The organism is Terrabacter sp. MAHUQ-38 (genome assembly GCF_014518425.1).
Lineage (GTDB): Bacteria > Actinomycetota > Actinomycetes > Actinomycetales > Dermatophilaceae > Terrabacter.
The window spans coordinates 26951-44379 of record NZ_JACVCU010000006.1 but is presented as its reverse complement, the minus strand read 5'-3'; the positions used below and the strand labels follow the sequence as shown (position 1 = coordinate 44379).

At 67.9% G+C, this 17429-nt stretch carries 30 protein-coding genes; 28 read left to right on the top strand and 2 right to left on the bottom strand.

Annotated features, from left to right (window positions below; translation table 11 throughout):
- The first annotated feature begins 13 nt into the window (after positions 1 to 13).
- The 21 genes from rplB (at position 14) to H9I49_RS20655 (ending at position 12293) form a co-directional block, all read left to right on the top strand.
- On the top strand, positions 14 to 850 hold the full coding sequence (rplB, locus tag H9I49_RS20755) for a 50S ribosomal protein L2 (RefSeq protein ID WP_188032312.1): 837 nt from the start codon (positions 14 to 16) through the stop codon (positions 848 to 850).
- 15 nt (positions 851 to 865) lie between these two features.
- Positions 866 to 1147: a 30S ribosomal protein S19 gene (rpsS, locus tag H9I49_RS20750; protein ID WP_141823434.1), complete on the top strand. Its 282-nt coding sequence runs from the start codon at positions 866 to 868 to the stop codon at positions 1145 to 1147.
- 26 nt (positions 1148 to 1173) lie between these two features.
- Positions 1174 to 1557 (top strand): 50S ribosomal protein L22, encoded by a 384-nt coding sequence (gene rplV / locus H9I49_RS20745; RefSeq protein WP_188032311.1) that lies wholly within the window; start codon positions 1174 to 1176, stop codon positions 1555 to 1557.
- Positions 1557 to 2381, top strand: a complete 825-nt coding sequence (gene rpsC / locus H9I49_RS20740) for a 30S ribosomal protein S3 (RefSeq protein WP_188032310.1) — start codon at positions 1557 to 1559, stop codon at positions 2379 to 2381. Before rplV ends, rpsC begins: the two co-directional genes overlap by 1 nt.
- Before the next feature lie 2 nt (positions 2382 to 2383).
- A complete protein-coding gene (gene rplP / locus H9I49_RS20735) occupies positions 2384 to 2803 on the top strand; it encodes a 50S ribosomal protein L16 (protein WP_188032309.1) in 420 nt (139 codons plus the stop codon).
- On the top strand, positions 2803 to 3171 hold the full coding sequence (gene rpmC / locus H9I49_RS20730; RefSeq protein ID WP_188032308.1) for a 50S ribosomal protein L29: 369 nt from the start codon (positions 2803 to 2805) through the stop codon (positions 3169 to 3171). The genes rplP and rpmC overlap by 1 nt, the downstream gene beginning before the upstream one ends.
- Entirely contained in the window at positions 3168 to 3458 is a 291-nt protein-coding gene (gene rpsQ / locus H9I49_RS20725) for a 30S ribosomal protein S17 (protein WP_188032307.1), read from the top strand. The genes rpmC and rpsQ overlap by 4 nt, the downstream gene beginning before the upstream one ends.
- A 74-nt stretch (positions 3459 to 3532) precedes the next feature.
- On the top strand, positions 3533 to 3901 hold the full coding sequence (rplN, locus tag H9I49_RS20720; RefSeq protein WP_142181405.1) for a 50S ribosomal protein L14: 369 nt from the start codon (positions 3533 to 3535) through the stop codon (positions 3899 to 3901).
- 2 nt (positions 3902 to 3903) lie between these two features.
- Entirely contained in the window at positions 3904 to 4275 is a 372-nt protein-coding gene (rplX, locus tag H9I49_RS20715) for a 50S ribosomal protein L24 (protein ID WP_223129054.1), read from the top strand.
- 1 nt (position 4276) lies between these two features.
- Entirely contained in the window at positions 4277 to 4837 is a 561-nt protein-coding gene (rplE, locus tag H9I49_RS20710; protein WP_188032306.1) for a 50S ribosomal protein L5, read from the top strand.
- Position 4838: 1 nt separating this feature from the next.
- Positions 4839 to 5024 (top strand): type Z 30S ribosomal protein S14, encoded by a 186-nt coding sequence (locus tag H9I49_RS20705; RefSeq protein ID WP_020143231.1) that lies wholly within the window; start codon positions 4839 to 4841, stop codon positions 5022 to 5024.
- 133 nt (positions 5025 to 5157) lie between these two features.
- Positions 5158 to 5556, top strand: coding sequence for a 30S ribosomal protein S8 (gene rpsH, locus H9I49_RS20700; RefSeq protein WP_045191896.1), 399 nt, complete (start codon positions 5158 to 5160; stop codon positions 5554 to 5556).
- A gap of 12 nt (positions 5557 to 5568) precedes the next feature.
- Positions 5569 to 6105 (top strand): 50S ribosomal protein L6, encoded by a 537-nt coding sequence (gene rplF / locus H9I49_RS20695; protein ID WP_188032305.1) that lies wholly within the window; start codon positions 5569 to 5571, stop codon positions 6103 to 6105.
- Between the two features lie 3 nt (positions 6106 to 6108).
- Entirely contained in the window at positions 6109 to 6483 is a 375-nt protein-coding gene (rplR, locus tag H9I49_RS20690; RefSeq protein ID WP_304650678.1) for a 50S ribosomal protein L18, read from the top strand.
- A 40-nt stretch (positions 6484 to 6523) separates the two neighbouring features.
- Positions 6524 to 7180: a 30S ribosomal protein S5 gene (rpsE, locus tag H9I49_RS20685; RefSeq protein ID WP_188032304.1), complete on the top strand. Its 657-nt coding sequence runs from the start codon at positions 6524 to 6526 to the stop codon at positions 7178 to 7180.
- Positions 7180 to 7362, top strand: a complete 183-nt coding sequence (gene rpmD, locus H9I49_RS20680) for a 50S ribosomal protein L30 (RefSeq protein WP_045191891.1) — start codon at positions 7180 to 7182, stop codon at positions 7360 to 7362. Before rpsE ends, rpmD begins: the two co-directional genes overlap by 1 nt.
- A 2-nt stretch (positions 7363 to 7364) precedes the next feature.
- Complete coding sequence (gene rplO, locus H9I49_RS20675; RefSeq protein WP_188032303.1) at positions 7365 to 7841, top strand: 50S ribosomal protein L15; 477 nt, start codon at positions 7365 to 7367, stop codon at positions 7839 to 7841.
- Between the two features lie 179 nt (positions 7842 to 8020).
- A complete protein-coding gene (gene secY, locus H9I49_RS20670; protein WP_188032406.1) occupies positions 8021 to 9346 on the top strand; it encodes a preprotein translocase subunit SecY in 1326 nt (441 codons plus the stop codon).
- The gene (locus tag H9I49_RS20665; protein ID WP_188032302.1) at positions 9347 to 9916 is read left to right on the top strand and encodes an adenylate kinase; all 570 of its coding nucleotides are present in this window, start codon (positions 9347 to 9349) and stop codon (positions 9914 to 9916) included.
- Positions 9917 to 9937: 21 nt separating this feature from the next.
- Positions 9938 to 10792, top strand: a complete 855-nt coding sequence (gene map / locus H9I49_RS20660) for a type I methionyl aminopeptidase (protein WP_188032301.1) — start codon at positions 9938 to 9940, stop codon at positions 10790 to 10792.
- Positions 10793 to 10847: 55 nt separating this feature from the next.
- Complete coding sequence (locus tag H9I49_RS20655) at positions 10848 to 12293, top strand: serine hydrolase domain-containing protein (RefSeq protein ID WP_188032300.1); 1446 nt, start codon at positions 10848 to 10850, stop codon at positions 12291 to 12293.
- A gap of 8 nt (positions 12294 to 12301) precedes the next feature.
- Here H9I49_RS20655 and H9I49_RS20650 read toward each other — a convergent pair whose 3' ends face one another.
- Positions 12302 to 13027, bottom strand: coding sequence for a hypothetical protein (locus H9I49_RS20650; protein ID WP_255524170.1), 726 nt, complete (start codon positions 13025 to 13027; stop codon positions 12302 to 12304).
- A gap of 90 nt (positions 13028 to 13117) precedes the next feature.
- The gene (locus H9I49_RS20645) at positions 13118 to 13333 is read right to left on the bottom strand and encodes a hypothetical protein (protein ID WP_188032299.1); all 216 of its coding nucleotides are present in this window, start codon (positions 13331 to 13333) and stop codon (positions 13118 to 13120) included.
- Positions 13334 to 13483: 150 nt separating this feature from the next.
- Between H9I49_RS20645 and H9I49_RS20640 the strand changes: the two genes are divergently transcribed.
- From H9I49_RS20640 to H9I49_RS20610, 7 genes are all read left to right on the top strand, one after another.
- On the top strand, positions 13484 to 13828 hold the full coding sequence (locus tag H9I49_RS20640; protein WP_188032298.1) for an iron chaperone: 345 nt from the start codon (positions 13484 to 13486) through the stop codon (positions 13826 to 13828).
- A 212-nt stretch (positions 13829 to 14040) separates the two neighbouring features.
- Positions 14041 to 14262 carry a translation initiation factor IF-1 gene (infA, locus tag H9I49_RS20635; RefSeq protein ID WP_006946284.1) on the top strand — a complete coding sequence of 74 codons (222 nt, stop codon included), beginning with the start codon at positions 14041 to 14043 and terminating at the stop codon, positions 14260 to 14262.
- Between the two features lie 152 nt (positions 14263 to 14414).
- A complete protein-coding gene (gene rpmJ, locus H9I49_RS20630; protein WP_006592630.1) occupies positions 14415 to 14528 on the top strand; it encodes a 50S ribosomal protein L36 in 114 nt (37 codons plus the stop codon).
- Positions 14529 to 14749: 221 nt separating this feature from the next.
- Positions 14750 to 15124 (top strand): 30S ribosomal protein S13, encoded by a 375-nt coding sequence (gene rpsM, locus H9I49_RS20625; protein ID WP_188032297.1) that lies wholly within the window; start codon positions 14750 to 14752, stop codon positions 15122 to 15124.
- Between the two features lie 56 nt (positions 15125 to 15180).
- Positions 15181 to 15576, top strand: a complete 396-nt coding sequence (gene rpsK / locus H9I49_RS20620) for a 30S ribosomal protein S11 (protein WP_188032296.1) — start codon at positions 15181 to 15183, stop codon at positions 15574 to 15576.
- Positions 15577 to 15608: 32 nt separating this feature from the next.
- Positions 15609 to 16217 (top strand): 30S ribosomal protein S4, encoded by a 609-nt coding sequence (gene rpsD, locus H9I49_RS20615; protein ID WP_188032295.1) that lies wholly within the window; start codon positions 15609 to 15611, stop codon positions 16215 to 16217.
- Between the two features lie 158 nt (positions 16218 to 16375).
- Positions 16376 to 17407, top strand: coding sequence for a DNA-directed RNA polymerase subunit alpha (locus tag H9I49_RS20610; protein WP_188032294.1), 1032 nt, complete (start codon positions 16376 to 16378; stop codon positions 17405 to 17407).
- Positions 17408 to 17429: the final 22 nt, after the last annotated feature.

Below are 17429 nucleotides of genomic sequence, written 5' to 3'. Positions count from 1 at the left end.
GGACTGAACCAACATGGGTATCCGTAAGTACAAGCCGACCACACCGGGCCGTCGTGGCTCGTCGGTCGCCGACTTCGTCGAGATCACGCGTTCAACCCCGGAGAAGTCGCTCGTCCGGCCCCTTCCCAAAACGGGTGGTCGCAACAACGCCGGCCGCATCACGACTCGTCACATCGGTGGCGGTCACAAGCGCGCCTACCGCGTCATCGACTTCCGTCGCCACGACAAGGACGGCGTGCCGGCCAAGGTCGCTCACATCGAGTACGACCCCAACCGCACGGCGCGCATCGCGCTCGTCCAGTACGCCGACGGCGAGAAGCGCTACATCCTGGCGCCCAACCGCCTCAAGCAGGGCGACCCGATCGAGAACGGCCCCGCGGCCGACATCAAGCCGGGCAACAGCCTGCCGCTGCGCAACATCCCCGTCGGTACCGTCGTGCACGCCATCGAGCTCAAGCCGGGCGGCGGCGCCAAGATCGCCCGCTCCGCCGGTGCGCGCGTCCAGCTCGTCGCCAAGGACGGCCCCTACGCCCAGCTGCGTATGCCGTCCGGCGAGATCCGCAACGTCGACGTCCGCTGCCGCGCGACCGTCGGCGAGGTGGGCAACGCCGAGCAGAGCAACATCAACTGGGGCAAGGCCGGCCGCATGCGGTGGAAGGGCAAGCGCCCCACCGTCCGTGGTGTCGCCATGAACCCGGTCGACCACCCGCACGGTGGTGGTGAGGGCAAGACGTCCGGTGGACGTCACCCCGTCAGCCCCTGGGGTCAGGCCGAGGGCCGTACCCGCAAGGGACACAAGGAAAGCGACAAGCTCATCGTGCGTCGCCGCCGTACTGGCAAGAAGCGCTGATAAGGAGCCTTTGAAATGCCTCGTAGCCTCAAGAAGGGCCCCTTCATCGACGACCACCTCCAGAAGAAGGTGGACGCCCAGAACGAAGCGGGCACGAAGACTGTCATCAAGACCTGGTCGCGTCGTTCGGTCATCAGCCCGGACATGCTCGGTCACACCTTCGCCGTCCACGACGGCCGCAAGCACGTCCCGGTGTTCGTCACCGAGTCGATGGTCGGCCACAAGCTCGGCGAGTTCGCGCCGACCCGCACGTTCAAGGGTCACGTGAAGGACGACAAGAAGGGTCGTCGTCGCTGATGGCCATCGAATCCAAGGAAGAAGTCATGGAAGCCAAGGCTTCGGCTCGGCACGTCCGAGTCAGCCCGCAGAAGGCTCGCCGTGTCGTGGACCTCATCCGCGGCAAGGCTGCCACCGACGCCGTCACGGTGCTCACGTTCGCGCCGCAGTCGGCCTCCGAGCCGGTGAAGAAGGTGCTCGAGAGCGCCATCGCCAACGCCCGGGTCAAGGCCGACCGTGAGTCGGTCGCGTTCGACGAGCGCAACCTCGTCATCTCGGCCGCGTTCGTGGACGAGGGCCCGACGATGAAGCGGTTCCGTCCGCGTGCCCAGGGCCGCGCCGGTCGCATCAACAAGCGCACGAGCCACATCACCGTGGTCGTCACGCAGCCCCAGGCTGCAAACACCAACCGCGTGAAGGGAGCCCGCTGATGGGTCAGAAGGTCAACCCCCATGGCTTCCGTCTGGGCATCACCACCGACCACAAGAGCCGCTGGTTCGCCGACTCGACCAAGTCGGGTCAGCGTTACCGCGACTACGTCAAGGAAGATGTCTCGATCCGTCGCCTGATGGAGAAGGGCATGGAGCGCGCCGGCATCGCCAAGGTCGAGATCGAGCGCACCCGTGACCGCGTCCGGGTCGACATCCACACGGCCCGCCCGGGCATCGTCATCGGCCGCCGCGGCGCCGAGGCCGACCGCATCCGCGGCGAGCTCGAGAAGCTCACGGGCAAGCAGGTCCAGCTGAACATCCTCGAGGTCAAGAACCCCGAGGTCGACTCCCAGCTGGTCGCCCAGGGCATCGCCGAGCAGCTCTCGGCCCGCGTGTCGTTCCGTCGCGCCATGCGCAAGGGCATGCAGTCCGCCCAGCGCGCCGGTGCGAAGGGCATCCGCGTGCAGGTCTCCGGCCGCCTCAACGGCGCCGAGATGAGCCGCACCGAGTTCTACCGCGAGGGTCGCGTCCCGCTGCACACGCTGCGTGCGCAGATCGACTACGGCTTCTACGAGGCCCGCACCACGTTCGGCCGCATCGGCGTCAAGGTGTGGATCTACAAGGGCGACATGACGGCCAAGGAGCTCGCCGCGCAGCAGGCCGCCGCTCCGCGCCCGTCGCGTGGTCCGCGTCGTGACGGCGGTGACCGTCCGAACCGCGCCCGTCGTGGTGACCGCAACGAGACCGCCGCTGCCCCGGCAGTGAACGAGACCGCTGCTGCCGAGGCCCCCGCCGCGGCAAGCACCGAGAATGAGCAGGCCTGACCATGTTGATTCCCCGTCGAGTCAAGCACCGCAAGCAGCACCACCCGAACCGCCACGGCGCGGCCAAGGGTGGCACGACGATCGCTTTCGGTGACTACGGCATCCAGGCCCTCGAGCCGGCCTACGTGACCAACCGCCAGATCGAGTCCGCTCGTATCGCGATGACCCGCTACATGAAGCGTGGCGGAAAGGTGTGGATCAACATCTACCCGGACCGTCCGCTCACCAAGAAGCCCGCCGAGACCCGCATGGGTTCCGGTAAGGGCTCGCCGGAGTGGTGGATCGCCAACGTCAAGCCGGGCCGCGTCATGTTCGAGATCTCGGGCGTGACCGAGCCGGTGGCGCGTGAGGCCATGCGTCTCGCGATGCACAAGCTCCCCATGAAGTGCCGCTTCGTTCAGCGTGAGGGTGGTGACATCTGATGGCAGTCGGAACCAAGGACCTGGCTCCCGAGCAGCTGCGTGGTCTTGACGACGCAAAGCTCGCGGACGAGCTGAAGAAGGCCAAGGAAGAGCTGTTCAACCTGCGTTTCCAGTCGGCCACCGGCCAGCTGGACAACCACGGTCGTCTGCGCGCCGTCAAGAAGGACATCGCGCGGATCTACACCGAGATGCGTGAGCGCGAGCTCGGCATCGGCTCGGCCCCCGCCGCCCCCAAGGCGCCGGAGAAGGCCGAGCAGGTCGAGAAGAAGGCTGCCAAGGCCGACAAGAAGGCCGACAAGCCCGAGAAGGCTGACAAGGCCGAGAAGAAGGCCAAGAAGGCTGACAAGGCGCAGGAGGCTGACGCATGAGCGAGCAGGAGAAGGTCGTGAGCGACCAGGCGAACGAGCGCAACTACCGCAAGACCCGCCAGGGCTACGTGGTGAGCGACAAGATGGACAAGACCGTCGTCGTCGAGGTCGAGGACCGTGTCAAGCACGCCCTCTACAGCAAGGTCATCCGCCGCACCAGCAAGGTCAAGGCGCACGACGAGCAGAACGCTGCCGGCGTCGGCGACCGCGTGCTCATCATGGAGACGCGTCCGCTCTCCGCGACGAAGCACTGGCGTGTCGTCGAGATCCTCGAGAAGGCCAAGTAAGCCACCCCCATTTCCGTTCGGCAAGGCTCATCCGGGCAACCGGTGAGAACCAGCACGACGACAGGAGTTAGACAGTGATTCAGCAGGAGTCGCGGCTGCGCGTCGCCGACAACACCGGTGCCAAGGAACTCCTTTGCATCCGTGTTCTCGGTGGCTCGGGCCGTCGCTACGCCGGCATCGGCGACACCATCGTCGCCACCGTCAAGGACGCGATCCCTGGCGGCAACGTGAAGAAGGGTGACGTCGTCAAGGCCGTCATCGTCCGCACCGTCAAGGAGCGTCGCCGCGCCGACGGTTCCTACATCAAGTTCGACGAGAACGCTGCGGTGATCCTCAAGGCCGACGGCGACCCGCGTGGTACCCGCATCTTCGGCCCGGTGGGTCGTGAGCTGCGCGAGAAGAAGTTCATGAAGATCATCTCTCTCGCGCCGGAGGTGCTGTGAACATGGCGAAGGCAAAGATGAAGATCAAGAAGGGTGACCTCGTCCAGGTCATCTCCGGCCGCAGCCAGAAGAACGGCGGCGACCGGGGCAAGCAGGGCAAGGTCATCGCGGTCTACCCGGAGACCCAGCGCGTGCTGGTCGAGGGCATCAACCGCGTCACCAAGCACGTCAAGGCCGGCGCGACCGCGCGTGGCACCCGGACCGGTGGCCTGACCCACACCGAGGCCGCGATCCACATCAGCAACGTCGCGATCGTCGACCCCGAGTCGAAGAAGCCGACCCGCGTCAGGACGCGTGTCGAGACCGTCGAGCGAGGCGGCCGCCAGAAGGCGGCCCGCGTCCGCGTCGCGGTCAAGTCGGACAAGGACCTCTGAGATGACTGACACCATCACCAAGCCCCGCCTGAAGCAGCGCTACCAGGACGAGATCAAGGGCTCGCTGCTCGAGCAGTTCGGCTACGCGAACGTCATGCAGGTGCCCGGCGTCGTCAAGGTCGTCGTCAACATGGGTGTCGGCGACGCGGCCAAGGACAGCAAGCTCATCGAGGGCGCCGTGCGCGACCTCACGGCCATCACCGGCCAGAAGCCGGTCGTGACCAAGGCTCGCAAGTCCATCGCCCAGTTCAAGCTGCGTGAGGGCATGCCGATCGGTGCGCACACGACGCTTCGCGGTGACCGCATGTGGGAGTTCCTCGACCGTCTCGTGACGATCGCCCTCCCGCGCATCCGCGACTTCCGTGGCCTCTCGCCGAAGCAGTTCGACGGCAACGGCAACTACACGTTCGGCCTGACCGAGCAGTCGATGTTCCACGAGATCGACCAGGACCGGATCGACCGCGTGCGAGGCATGGACATCACCGTGGTCACCACGGCGACCAACGATGACGAGGGTCGCGCGCTGCTCAAGCAGCTCGGCTTCCCCTTCAAGGAGAACTGACATGGCCAAGACCGCGCTCGTTAACAAGGCGAACCGGAAGCCGAAGTTCAAGGTCCGCGCGTACACCCGTTGCCAGAAGTGCGGTCGCCCGCACTCGGTGTACCGCAAGTTCGGCCTCTGCCGCATCTGCCTTCGCGAGATGGCTCACGCGGGCGAGCTGCCGGGCGTGACCAAGAGCTCCTGGTAATTCGGCTCCCGAGCCCAGAGCAACCCCAAGACCAACACACCTCTGACACCGTAGGTCGGCCACACGACGGCCCAGCCGTCGCAGGGCAGAGCGCCCCGGTCGAAACCCCGGTGAGGAAGGGCGGAGAGCCCACATGACCATGACTGACCCGATTGCGGACATGCTGACCCGCGTCCGGAACGCCAACTCGGCGCACCACGACGTCGTCTCCATGCCGTACTCGAAGCTGAAGAAGAACATCGCCGAGATCCTCCAGGCCGAGGGCTACATCGCCTCGTGGAAGATCGAGGAGGCGGAGGTCGGCCAGACGCTGACCATCGACCTCAAGTACGGCCCGAACCGCGAGCGCTCCATCGCCGGCGTGCGTCGCGTGAGCAAGCCCGGTCTGCGCGTCTACGCCAAGTCGACGAACCTGCCCAAGGTTCTCGGTGGCCTCGGTGTCGCGATCCTGTCGACCTCGACCGGTCTCCTGACCGACAAGCAGGCACACGAGAAGGGCGTGGGTGGGGAAGTCCTCGCCTACGTCTGGTAAGGAGACACTGACATGTCGCGAATCGGACGACTCCCTGTCTCCATCCCCTCGGGCGTGGACATCAAGGTCGAGGGCCAGGACGTCATCGTCAAGGGTCCCAAGGGTGAGCTCTCCCTGACCGTCGTGCAGCCGATCACGGTCGAGCTGGCCGAGGGCAACCTCGAGGTCAAGCGCCCCGACGACGAGCGTGACTCGCGCTCGCGCCACGGCCTGACCCGCTCGCTCATCAACAACATGGTCCTCGGTGTCACCGAGGGCTACGAGAAGAAGATGGAGATCCACGGCACGGGTTACCGTGTCGCCGCGAAGGGCTCGAACCTCGAGTTCTCGCTCGGATACTCGCACCCGATCACCATCGAGGCTCCCGCCGGCGTCAGCTTCGCCGTCGAGAACCCGACCCGCTTCTCGGTGCTGGGCATCGACAAGCAGCTCGTCGGTGAGGTCGCGGCCAACATCCGCAAGCTGCGCAAGCCCGACCCGTACAAGGGCAAGGGTGTTCGCTACGCGGGCGAGCAGATCCGTCGCAAGGTTGGAAAGGCCGGTAAGTAAGCCATGGCAATGATCATCAAGCGCGGCAGGTCCAAGGCTGCCGCCCGCATCCGTCGCCAGGTGCGCGGTCGCAAGAAGATCGCCGGCACCGCGGCCCGTCCCCGCCTCGTCGTGTCGCGCTCGAGCCGTCACCTCTTCGTCCAGGTCGTCGACGACACGGTCGGCAAGACCGTGGCCTCGGCCTCGACGATGGAGGCCGACCTGCGCGCGTTCGAGGGCGACAAGACGGCCAAGGCCAAGAAGGTCGGCGAGCTCGTGGCCGCCCGTGCCAAGGACGCCGGCATCGAGGCAGTCGTGTTCGACCGTGGTGGCAACAAGTACCACGGCCGGGTCGCGGCGATCGCCGAGGGCGCCCGTGAAGGTGGGCTGTCCCTGTGAGCAACTTCGTGAACGCAATTGTTGAGATGAGGAACATCTGATGCCCGGACAGCAGCGTCGAGGCACCGGCCCCGCCGGTGGCGGCGAGCGCACCGAGCGCGGAGACCGCCGCGACAACCGCGGCGGCCGCGACAACCGCGACAGCCGTGACGACAAGAACCAGTACGTCGAGCGCGTCGTGACGATCAACCGCGTCGCCAAGGTCGTCAAGGGCGGTCGTCGCTTCAGCTTCACCGCTCTCGTCGTCGTCGGTGACGGTGACGGCACGGTGGGCGTCGGCTACGGCAAGGCCAAGGAAGTTCCCGCGGCCATCGCCAAGGGTGTCGAGGAGGCCAAGAAGAACTTCTTCAAGGTCCCGCGCATCCAGGGCACCATCCCGCACCCCGTCCAGGGTGAGGCCGCGGCCGGTGTCGTCATGCTCCGCCCGGCCGCCCCCGGTACCGGTGTCATCGCCGGTGGCCCGGTGCGTGCGGTGCTCGAGTGCGCCGGCATCCACGACGTCCTCAGCAAGTCGCTGGGCTCCGACAACGCCATCAACATCGTGCACGCGACGGCCCAGGCCCTGCGTGACCTCGAGCGCCCCGAGTCGGTCGCTGCCCGTCGTGGCAAGACCCTCGAGGAGGTCGCCCCGGCGGCCATGCTCCGGGCTCGCGCCGCGGGCATCGCCGAGGCCCAGGCCCAGAAGGCTGGTGCGTGATGGCTCGTCTCAAGGTGACCCAGACCCGTTCCGAGATCGGCGGCAAGCAGAACCAGCGTGACACGCTGCGCAGCCTCGGTCTGAAGCGCATTGGCGACGTCGTCGTCAAGGAGGACCGTCCCGAGATCCGCGGGATGGTCAAGACGGTCACGCACCTCGTGACCGTCGAGGAGGTTGACTGACCATGGCCGACAACGCCAAGAAGTCGGGCGAGTCCGCCCTCAAGGTCCACCACCTGCGTCCGGCCCCCGGAGCCAAGACCGCCAAGACCCGTGTCGGTCGTGGTGAGGGCTCCAAGGGCAAGACCGCCGGTCGTGGCACGAAGGGTACGAAGGCCCGTTACCAGGTCCCGGAGCGTTTCGAGGGCGGCTCGATGCCGATGCACATGCGCCTTCCGAAGCTCCGCGGCTTCAAGAACCCGTTCCGCACCGAGTACCAGGTCGTCAACCTGGACCGCCTGCAGCTCCTCTTCCCGGAGGGCGGTCAGGTGTCCGTCGAGGACCTCGTCGCCAAGGGCGCCGTCCGCGACGGCTTCCCGGTGAAGGTGCTCGGCACGGGCGAGATCTCCGTCAAGGTCGAGGTCGAGGCGCACAAGTTCTCGGCCTCCGCCAAGGAGAAGATCGAGGCCGCAGGCGGCTCGGTCACGGCCCTCACCGACTGAGTGAACAGGCCCGAGTGACCATCACACACCTCGTGTGAGCAGCGCCCCGAGCGCCATCCGCGAGCCGACGTGACGTCGGCCACCGCGGAGGGAGGCTCGGGGCGCTGCGCCTTTGCGTTAACCTTCCACGGATTGCATGAATGACGCCGCGCCACCGCGCGGCCCCCCAGGAGGACCCAGTGCTCGCCGCCTTCGTACGCGCGTTCCGAACCCCGGACCTGCGCAAGAAGCTGCTCTTCACGCTCGGCATCATCGTCCTGTTCCGGCTCGGCTCCCACGTGCCGACGCCCGGCATCAGCTACAGCCTGGTGCAGGACTGCCTCGCGGCCGGCAAGGCCGCGGGCGGCAGCGACCAGAGCGGGTTCCTCAACCTCGCCAACCTCTTCAGCGGAGGAGCCCTGCTCCAGCTGTCGGTGTTCGCGCTCGGGATCATGCCTTACATCACGGCGAGCATCATCATCCAGCTGCTCACGGTCGTCATCCCTCGCTTCGAGGCGCTCAAGGAGGAGGGCCAGTCGGGGCAGAGCAAGCTGACGCAGTACACCCGCTACCTGACGATCGGTCTCGCGATCCTCCAGTCGGCGACGCTCGTCACCTTCGCGCGCAACCCCTCCAGCCTCTTCGGTGGCCAGTGCGACTCGATCATGACGGACCAGTCGATGGTGACGATCCTCATCATGGTCCTGACCATGACCGCCGGCACCGGCCTGATCATGTGGTTCGGCGAGCTCATCACCGACAAGGGCGTCGGCAACGGCATGTCCCTCATGATCTTCACGTCGATCGCCGCGGGCTTCCCCGCCTCGCTGTGGGGCATCAAGGAGAACAAGGGCTGGGGCACGTTCCTCGGCATCATCCTCCTCGGGATGTTCGTCATCGCCGCCGTCGTCTTCGTCGAGCAGTCCCAGCGCCGCATCCCGGTGCAGTACGCCAAGCGCATGGTGGGCCGGCGCATGTACGGCGGCACGTCCACGTACATCCCGCTCAAGGTCAACATGGCCGGTGTCATCCCCGTCATCTTCGCGAGCTCGCTGCTCGCCCTGCCGGGCCTCATCGCGCAGTTCAACACGCGCGCCGACGGCAACAACCCGGGCTGGGTGCAGTGGGTGCAGGACAACCTGGTCAAGGGCGACCACCCGATCTACATGGCGACCTACGTCGCCCTCATCCTCTTCTTCACGTTCTTCTACGTCTCGATCACGTTCAACCCGACCGAGGTCGCGGAGAACATGAAGAAGTACGGCGGCTTCATCCCGGGTATCCGGGCCGGGCGACCCACGGCCGAGTACCTCAACTACGTCCTGACCCGAATCACCGTGCCGGGTGCCATCTACCTCGCGATCGTCTCGCTCATCCCTCTCGTCGCCCTCGTGCTCGTCGGCGCCAACCAGAACTTCCCGTTCGGTGGCACGTCGATCCTCATCGTCGTCGGTGTGGGCCTCGAGACGGTCAAGCAGATCGAGGCGCAGCTCCAGCAGCGTCACTACGAAGGGTTCCTCCGCTAAATGCGACTGATCATCCTCGGCCCGCCCGGTGCCGGTAAGGGCACGCAGGCGGCCCGCATCGCCGAGCGTCTCGGCATCCCGGCCATCTCGACCGGCGACATCTTCCGCGCCAACATCAAGGACCAGACCGAGCTCGGCCGACGGGTCCAGGGCATCCTCGCGTCCGGCGGCTACGTGCCCGACGAGGTCACCAACGAGATCGTCGAGGACCGCCTGACGTGGGCCGACGCCACGAACGGTTTCCTCCTCGACGGCTACCCCCGCACGGCCGGCCAGGTCGACGCGCTCGACTCGATGCTCGCCCGTCACGGGCAGGCCCTCGACGCCGTTCTCGAGCTCGAGGTCGACGAGGACGCCATCGTCGAGCGGCTGCTCAAACGTGCCCAGACCGAGGGTCGCGCCGACGACACCGAGGAGGTCATCCGCGAGCGCCAGGCGATCTACCGCAAGGAGACGGCGCCCCTCGCGCAGCACTACGAGCTCGTGAACCTGCTCGTCAAGGTCGACGGCATGGGCGCCGTCGACGAGGTCACCGACCGCGTCATCGCGGCCCTGCCGCAGCACGCCTGACGGGCGGGACGTTCAAGCACCATGTTCGGACGCCGCAACCGGCTCCAGGGCCGCACCGACGAGCAGCTCCTCCTCATGCGCGAGGCGGGGCTGCTCGTCGGGCGCACCCTCGAGCTGCTCGCCAGCGAGGTGCGGCCGGGCGTCACGACGCTCGAGCTCGACCGCCTCGCCGAGGAGTTCATCCGCAGCAACGGCGGCATCCCGAACTTCCAGCTCGTCCCGGGCTACAGCCACACGCTGTGCACGAGCGTCAACGACGAGGTCGTCCACGGCATCCCCGGCCCGCGGGTGCTCGAGGAGGGCGACATCGTCTCCATCGACTGCGGCGCCGAGGTGAAGGGCTGGAACGGCGACGCCGCCTTCACGGCCGTCGTCGGGGGCCCGGAGGCAGGGCGCCCCGAGGACCTCGCCCTCATCGCCGCCACCGAGGCGAGCCTCTACACCGGTATCGCGGCCATGGAGGTCGGCGGCCGCCTGTACGCGGTCGGCGACGCCGTCGAGGCGAGCATCGAGGCCGCGGCCGGGCGCGACGGCCGCGTCTACGGGGTCATCGACGAGTACGTCGGTCATGGCATCGGCACCCAGATGCACATGGACCCGCAGATCCCGAACTACGCCGTGCGCGAGACGGGGCCCAAGCTCGTCGACGGCTTCACCGGCGCCATCGAGCCGATGATCACTCTCGGCTCCACCGACACGAAGGTGCTCGCCGACGACTGGACGGTCGTCACCACCGACGGGTCGCGCGCCGCCCACTGGGAGCACTCCGTCGCGGTCCGCGAGGGTGGGCTGTGGATCCTCACCGCCATCGACGGCGGCAAGGCGGCCCTCGAGGCCAACGGGGCGGCATACGCCCCTCTCGACGCCTCCGGCTGACCTGCGCTGAGCCGCTGCCACACACGCACCCTGTGGCACGCGTAGCCTCACGCTCGTGAGCCTTCCCCGAAGCACCGCGTCGGCGCAGGACGTCGACGCCGCCGGTCTCCTCGCGTTCGTCGACGCCGTCGAGCGCGACAACCTCGGCCTGCACAGCCTCATGGTCGTCCGGCACGGCCACGTCGTCGCGGAGGGCTGGTGGAGGCCGTATGCGGCCGACCGCGTCCACCTCGCGTACTCCCTCTCGAAGACGCTCACGGCGACGGCCGTCGGCTTCCTCGTGCAGGAGGGCCGCCTCTCGCTCGACGACCGCGTGCTCGACCACTTCCCGGACCTCGACCGTGAACGGGTCGCGCCCGGCTGGGAGGACGTGCGCCTGCGCCACTGCCTGTCGATGACGGTCGGGCACGAGCAGGACGCGTGGGTCCACGTCTTCGACCGGATGAATGGCAGCGACTTCGGCGAGACCCGCGACTGGGTGCCGCGGGTCTTCGCGATCCCGCCTACGCGCGAGCCCGGCACGGTCTTCGCGTACAACCAGGTCGCCACCTACCTGCTGGCCGTCATCGTGCGCGACCTGACGGGCGCCGGGATCGCCGACGTGCTGCGGCCGCGGCTGCTCACGCCTCTGGGGCTACCCGACATCCCGTGGCACCGTGACCCGATGGGGCGCGAGCTGGGGTTCACCGGAGCGCACCTGACGACGGAGGCCATCGCGTCGGTGGCCCAGCTCTATCTCGACCGCGGGAGGTGGGAGGGTCACCAGCTGCTCGCGGAGACCTGGGTCGACGAGGCCACGCGGGCCTTCGGCCCGCTCAACGAGGACCCGGGGGCCGACGAGGACTGGACCCGCGGCTACGGGTACTCGTTCTGGATGCAGGAGTTCGGCTTCCGAGGCGACGGCGCCTACGGCCAGTTCCTCGTCGTCCTGCCCGACCACGACACGGTCGTGGCCGTGACCGCCGAGCAGTCGCGGATGCAGTCGACCCTCGATCTGCTCTGGGCCCACGTCGTCCCCGCCATCGGTGCGGCACCTGCCTCGAGCGCCGCGGACCACGAGCTGGCCGAGCGTCTCGCGGGGCTCGAGATCCCGGCGATGTGGGGTGACGCGCTGGGCCCCGAGTACGCCGAGTTCAACCGTTCGGACGCGTCGGACCTCTCGTCCGACTACACCGCGGTCTCGGTGACCCGCGAGGGGGCCGAGTACGTGCTCGGGCTCGCTCGCCGGGGCGAGTGGGTGCGGGTTCCGGTCGGCGTCGGCGCGTGGCGCGAGGGTGAGCTCGTGGCCGGGGGAGCGGTCCTGCCCGTCGTGTCGAGCGGGGGATGGGTCGACGAGGACACCTTCCGCGCCGAGGTGATCGCGATCGAGACGCCGCACCGCATCCGCGTCGAAGCACGGATGCGCAGCGCGGACGCCGACCTGACCTGGCGGATGGTGCCGCTCACCGGCCACGACCCGGTCTGGCTGGCAACTCGCTGGGAGTCGGTGCCCGCCCGCTGACGGCGGCGCTAGCCCTGGCGTCCCAGAGTGCCCGCGCGACCTCCGACGTGGACGACGAGGCGCTCGGCGACGACGCGGGCGTTCGCCTGCAGCACGTCGAGAGGCACGCGCGGGAGGTTCTCCTCCCAGTCGATCAGGGGTGACCCACGGAACTGCAGGGCTCGAGCGGGCCGCCCGAGGAAGAAGAGGTGCGCGTGCGCGCCGCCGTCGCCGTACTTCGCGAGCTGGAAGCGGCCGACGGAGGGGACGTGCTCGACGGCGTCCCCGATGGCGACGATGAGCTCACCCATCTCGGCCGCTAGAGCGGTCGGCAGGGTGGGCACGTCGTGGTGCTCGACGGGCGAGAGCATGAGCATGAGCGGCAGGCCCGTCTTCCGGCTGAGCGTGAGACGCCAGCGCGGGTTGCTCCACACGAGCGTCCCGTCGTCCTCGCCCGGCCCCTGCGCGCATGCGCAGTCGGAGCTCGACTCGCCCCGTCGCGGCGGTTCCTCGTCTGCGAGCGGCTGGATCGGCTTGAGCCGCAGGGAGTCCCGTTCATAGGGATAGATGTCCCACCCCGGCATCTCCTCGACCGCGACAGGCAGACGACCCTCGTGGTCGGTCGCAGCCACGATCCTCGCGTGGTACTCCTCGACGCTCTCGGCCTCGGCCGGTGGCGCGCTGACCGTGTCCGTGCGGTCCGGGGGAGCGTCGGGGATGGACGGGGGAGAGGCGTCGGCGCCGGGCTCGGTCACCCGGTCAGTATGCCGCGCCGCCACACCGGGGCGCGGAGACCTGGCGCGGAGACGTGGCGCGACGTTCCGCGGAGACGTTCCGCGGAGACGTCACTGCGAGGGCTGCGGCGTGGAGCAGCCGATGCGTGGGTTGACGCCGACATAGTTGAGCGGCCCGGCGACGATGGTCACGGCGGTCGTCGCGAGGCGGCTGCAGCTCTGCTCGGACGACCCGAAGTAGCCGCGCTGGAAGGCGGCGACGACGCCGCTGAGGAGCCACAGGAGCACCACGACGGTCAAGGTCCCGGTCCGGCTGCGAACGATCATGGGTGGCCCTTTCGTGCACAGGCCGTCTGGCGGACAGCAGGTGAAGGAGTCGTCGAACGGCACAGCGTTGCACTGTCCACGTACCCATCGCGCTCGCTCGCCTCCACGAACCCGCCTCCATGAACACGCCAACGGTGGGAGCATCGCGGCATGGGGACGACCGGGGACTACCTGGCGGGCCTGGCGCCCGAGCAGCGCGCCGCGCTGCAACGCGTGGTCGACGTGGCGGTCCGCGCGGCGCCCGACGCCGAGGAGGGCACGAGCTACGGCATGCCGGCCCTCCGGCTGGGCGGCCGGCCCCTGCTCGGGTTCACGGCGGCGGCCAAGCACCTGTCGGTGTTCCCCTTCAGCCCCGCGGTCGTGGAGGCCGTGGCCGCCGAGCTCGACGGCTTCTCCCTGAGCAGGGGCGCGATCCGCTTCACGGTCGACCGGCCGATCCCCGACGCTGTCGTCGAGCGGCTCGTCGACCTGCGGCGCGCGGAGCTGGAGGGCTGACCTGCACACCTGACCCGGACGCTTTGGGGTGCGGTCGCGGTGCGGTCGGGCGGCCGCCGCCGATTTCGGGAACCGCGCGTTCTGGCGTAGTCTTGTGCGTTGGGTGTCGTGTGCCTCGACGCCCGACTTTCGTGCGTGCTCCGTGCACTGCACCAAGGCACGCCCCAAGGCCGGTTCAGTCCGGGTCGGCCACCAACAGATAGACGGAGGATATGGCCAAGAAGGACGGTGTCATCGAGATCGAGGGCACGATCGTCGAGGCTCTCCCGAACGCGATGTTCCGGGTGGAGCTCACCAACGGTCACAAGGTGCTCGCCCACATCTCGGGCAAGATGCGCCAGCACTACATCAGGATCCTCCCCGAGGACCGCGTGGTGGTGGAGCTCTCGCCCTATGACCTGACCCGCGGTCGGATCGTCTTCCGCTACCGCTGAGCACCAGGCCGGCCGAGACGAGTCCGCGCGAGCGAGCGCGTCCGGCCGGGACGAGTGCGAGGCACCAACTCCCGACACACAACCAAGCGCCTGGTCGACACGAGCCCTACGGGCCCGCGAAGACAGGCGCGTGATCTGAAGACAGCAGGCAGATGAAGGTTCAGCCGAGCGTCAAGAAGATCTGCGACAAGTGCAAGGTGATCCGCCGCAACGGTCGGGTCATGGTGATCTGCGAGAACCTGCGCCACAAGCAGCGCCAGGGCTGAGCAGAGCCACCACCCTCGCCGTCGACAGACTTCGACAGCACGCAAGAAATTGAGTAAAGCAGCACCCGGCCCCTGATGACCGACCGTCGTGTCGGCGCAGGACGTCACCCCCGGCACGGAGGCCGGGGACCGGTGGCCCGTCCTTCTGAGTGGCGGGCCGAGACCCCGGACCGGTGCCTGCTCCAGACCTCCGCGAAACAGAATCCAGGAGAACCACCAACATGGCTCGTCTTGTTGGAGTCGACCTTCCGCGCGACAAGCGCGTCGAGGTCGCACTGACCTACATCTTCGGTGTCGGTCGCACCCGTTCCAAGGAGGCGCTGGTTGCCACCGGCGTCGACCCCAACACCCGCGTCAAGGACCTCGGTGAGACCGAGCTCGTTGCGCTTCGTGACTTCCTCGAGGGCAACTACCGCCTCGAGGGTGACCTTCGCCGTGAGGTGCAGGGCGATATCCGCCGCAAGGTCGAGATCGGCTCCTACGAAGGTCTTCGTCACCGTCGTGGTCTGCCCGTGCGCGGTCAGCGCACCAAGACCAACGCGCGCACCCGCAAGGGCCCGAAGCGCACCGTGGCCGGCAAGAAGAAGGCCAAGTGACGCTGATCGCCTCGCGATCACGTCTCACCGACATTCAGTTCTGACGTAGGAGAAACATGCCTCCCAAGGCTCGTGCGACGAAGGTTCGTCGCAAGGAGAAGAAGAACGTCGCCCACGGGCACGCTCACATCAAGAGCACGTTCAACAACACCATCATCTCGATCACGGACCCCACGGGTGCTGTGATCGCGTGGGCCTCCGCCGGCCAGGTCGGCTTCAAGGGCTCGCGCAAGTCCACCCCGTTCGCTGCCCAGATGGCGGCCGAGGCTGCTGCCCGCCGCGCCATGGAGCACGGCATGCGCAAGGTCGACGTCTTCGTGAAGGGCCCGGGCTCGGGTCGAGAGACGGCGATCCGATCGCTCACCGCCACCGGCCTCGAGGTCGGCGCGATCAGCGACGTCACGCCCACGCCGCACAACGGTGTCCGCCCGCCCAAGCGCCGTCGCGTTTGATCCGGCCCTGAGCGAGAGAGAGAACTAGACACATGGCTCGTTACACCGGCCCGATCACCAAGAAGTCCCGCCGCCTCAAGATGGACCTCGTCGGCGGCGACAAGAACTTCGAGCTCCGTCCCTTCCCGCCCGGCCAGCACGGCCGTCGCCGGATCCAGGAGAAGGAGTACCTCACCCAGCTCCAGGAGAAGCAGCGCGCCCGCTTCACCTACGGCGTCATGGAGAAGCAGTTCGTCCGGTACTACAAGGAGGCGGCCCGCCGCCCCGGCAAGACCGGCGAGAACCTGCTCCAGATCCTCGAGTCGCGTCTCGACAACGTGGTCTACCGCGCGGGCCTGGCCCGCACGCGTCGCCACGCCCGTCAGCTCGTGACGCACGGTCACTTCGAGGTCAACGGCGTGCGCGTCGACGTCCCGAGCTACCGCGTCGAGCAGTACGACATCATCACGGTCCGCAAGCAGTCCGTCGAGACGTTCCCGTTCGAGCTGGCCCGCCAGACGTTCGGCGAGCGTCCCGTCCCGGCCTGGATGCAGGTCGTCGACGGCTCGCTGCAGATCCTCATCCACCAGCTCCCGGTGCGCGCGCAGATCGACTCGCAGCTCACCGAGCAGCTGATCGTGGAGCTCTACTCGAAGAACTGATGCAAGACGTCGTATGCCGTCCGGCCCCGCCGGACGGCATACGCGGAGCTTGTGCCTGGGGCCGGCTCGCAGACAGAGCCGAGCCGGCCCGCCCGGATCACGACCGGGCAGTTTCACGAGGCGTCATATGGCGGTCGCCCGTGGGAAGGAACTGAACAGTGCTCATCGCACAGCGTCCCGTGCTCTCCGAAGAGGTCGTGGTCGACAACCGCAGCCGCTTCGCCATCGAGCCGCTCGAGCCAGGCTTCGGCTACACGCTCGGCAACTCCCTTCGTCGCACCCTGCTCTCGAGCATCCCGGGCGCGGCGGTCACCTCCATCCGCATCGACGGCGTGCTCCACGAGTTCACGACCGTTCCGGGCGTGAAGGAGGACGTCACCGAGATGATCCTCAACATCAAGGGCCTCGTCGTCTCCTCGGAGCACGACGAGCCGGTCGTCATGTACCTGCGCAAGCAGGGCCCGGGTGCGGTCACTGCCGCCGACATCACGCCGCCGGCGGGTGTCGAGGTGCACAACCCCGACCTGCACATCGCGACGCTCAACGACAAGGGCAAGCTCGAGATGGAGCTCACCGTCGAGCGTGGCCGTGGCTACGTCTCTGCCCAGCAGAACAAGTCCGGCGACCAGGAGATCGGCCGCATCCCGGTCGACTCGATCTACAGCCCGGTGCTCACCGTGACCTACAAGGTCGAGGCGACCCGAGTCGAGCAGCGCACCGACTTCGACAAGCTCATCGTCGACGTCGAGACGAAGAACTCCATGACCCCGCGCGACGCCATGGCCTCGGCCGGCAAGACGCTGGTCGAGCTCTTCGGCCTGGCCCGCGAGCTCAACGTCGAGGCCGAGGGCATCGACATGGGCCCGTCGCCCACGGACGCCGCGCTCGCCGCGGACCTCGCGCTGCCCATCGAGGACCTCGACCTGACGGTTCGTTCCTACAACTGCCTCAAGCGCGAGGGCATCCACACCGTGGGTGAGCTCGTGGGCCGCAGCGAGGCCGACCTCCTCGACATCCGCAACTTCGGTGCGAAGTCGATCGACGAGGTCAAGGCCAAGCTCGTCGGCATGGGTCTGGCCCTCAAGGACAGCCCGCCCGGGTTCGACCCCTCGGCCCTCGTCGACGGCTACGGCGAGGACGACTACAACGACGACGACGACCAGTCGTTCGTCGAGGACGAGCGTCTCTGACCAACCGCCTCGTGACCTAGCC

What these genes read in the sequence shown, in the direction of transcription:
- rplB (WP_188032312.1), top strand. Translation starts at nt 14, where the DNA reads ATGGGTATCCGTAAGTACAAGCCGACCACACCGGGCCGTCGTGGCTCG.
- rpsS (WP_141823434.1), top strand. Translation starts at nt 866, where the DNA reads ATGCCTCGTAGCCTCAAGAAGGGCCCCTTCATCGACGACCACCTCCAG.
- rplV (WP_188032311.1), top strand. Translation starts at nt 1,174, where the DNA reads ATGGAAGCCAAGGCTTCGGCTCGGCACGTCCGAGTCAGCCCGCAGAAG.
- rpsC (WP_188032310.1), top strand. Translation starts at nt 1,557, where the DNA reads ATGGGTCAGAAGGTCAACCCCCATGGCTTCCGTCTGGGCATCACCACC.
- rplP (WP_188032309.1), top strand. Translation starts at nt 2,384, where the DNA reads ATGTTGATTCCCCGTCGAGTCAAGCACCGCAAGCAGCACCACCCGAAC.
- rpmC (WP_188032308.1), top strand. Translation starts at nt 2,803, where the DNA reads ATGGCAGTCGGAACCAAGGACCTGGCTCCCGAGCAGCTGCGTGGTCTT.
- rpsQ (WP_188032307.1), top strand. Translation starts at nt 3,168, where the DNA reads ATGAGCGAGCAGGAGAAGGTCGTGAGCGACCAGGCGAACGAGCGCAAC.
- rplX (WP_223129054.1), top strand. Translation starts at nt 3,904, where the DNA reads ATGGCGAAGGCAAAGATGAAGATCAAGAAGGGTGACCTCGTCCAGGTC.
- rplE (WP_188032306.1), top strand. Translation starts at nt 4,277, where the DNA reads ATGACTGACACCATCACCAAGCCCCGCCTGAAGCAGCGCTACCAGGAC.
- H9I49_RS20705 (WP_020143231.1), top strand. Translation starts at nt 4,839, where the DNA reads ATGGCCAAGACCGCGCTCGTTAACAAGGCGAACCGGAAGCCGAAGTTC.
- rpsH (WP_045191896.1), top strand. Translation starts at nt 5,158, where the DNA reads ATGACCATGACTGACCCGATTGCGGACATGCTGACCCGCGTCCGGAAC.
- rplF (WP_188032305.1), top strand. Translation starts at nt 5,569, where the DNA reads ATGTCGCGAATCGGACGACTCCCTGTCTCCATCCCCTCGGGCGTGGAC.
- rplR (WP_304650678.1), top strand. Translation starts at nt 6,109, where the DNA reads ATGGCAATGATCATCAAGCGCGGCAGGTCCAAGGCTGCCGCCCGCATC.
- rpsE (WP_188032304.1), top strand. Translation starts at nt 6,524, where the DNA reads ATGCCCGGACAGCAGCGTCGAGGCACCGGCCCCGCCGGTGGCGGCGAG.
- rpmD (WP_045191891.1), top strand. Translation starts at nt 7,180, where the DNA reads ATGGCTCGTCTCAAGGTGACCCAGACCCGTTCCGAGATCGGCGGCAAG.
- rplO (WP_188032303.1), top strand. Translation starts at nt 7,365, where the DNA reads ATGGCCGACAACGCCAAGAAGTCGGGCGAGTCCGCCCTCAAGGTCCAC.
- H9I49_RS20665 (WP_188032302.1), top strand. Translation starts at nt 9,347, where the DNA reads ATGCGACTGATCATCCTCGGCCCGCCCGGTGCCGGTAAGGGCACGCAG.
- map (WP_188032301.1), top strand. Translation starts at nt 9,938, where the DNA reads ATGTTCGGACGCCGCAACCGGCTCCAGGGCCGCACCGACGAGCAGCTC.
- H9I49_RS20645 (WP_188032299.1), bottom strand. Translation starts at nt 13,333, where the DNA reads ATGATCGTTCGCAGCCGGACCGGGACCTTGACCGTCGTGGTGCTCCTG.
- H9I49_RS20640 (WP_188032298.1), top strand. Translation starts at nt 13,484, where the DNA reads ATGGGGACGACCGGGGACTACCTGGCGGGCCTGGCGCCCGAGCAGCGC.
- infA (WP_006946284.1), top strand. Translation starts at nt 14,041, where the DNA reads ATGGCCAAGAAGGACGGTGTCATCGAGATCGAGGGCACGATCGTCGAG.
- rpmJ (WP_006592630.1), top strand. Translation starts at nt 14,415, where the DNA reads ATGAAGGTTCAGCCGAGCGTCAAGAAGATCTGCGACAAGTGCAAGGTG.
- rpsM (WP_188032297.1), top strand. Translation starts at nt 14,750, where the DNA reads ATGGCTCGTCTTGTTGGAGTCGACCTTCCGCGCGACAAGCGCGTCGAG.
- rpsK (WP_188032296.1), top strand. Translation starts at nt 15,181, where the DNA reads ATGCCTCCCAAGGCTCGTGCGACGAAGGTTCGTCGCAAGGAGAAGAAG.
- rpsD (WP_188032295.1), top strand. Translation starts at nt 15,609, where the DNA reads ATGGCTCGTTACACCGGCCCGATCACCAAGAAGTCCCGCCGCCTCAAG.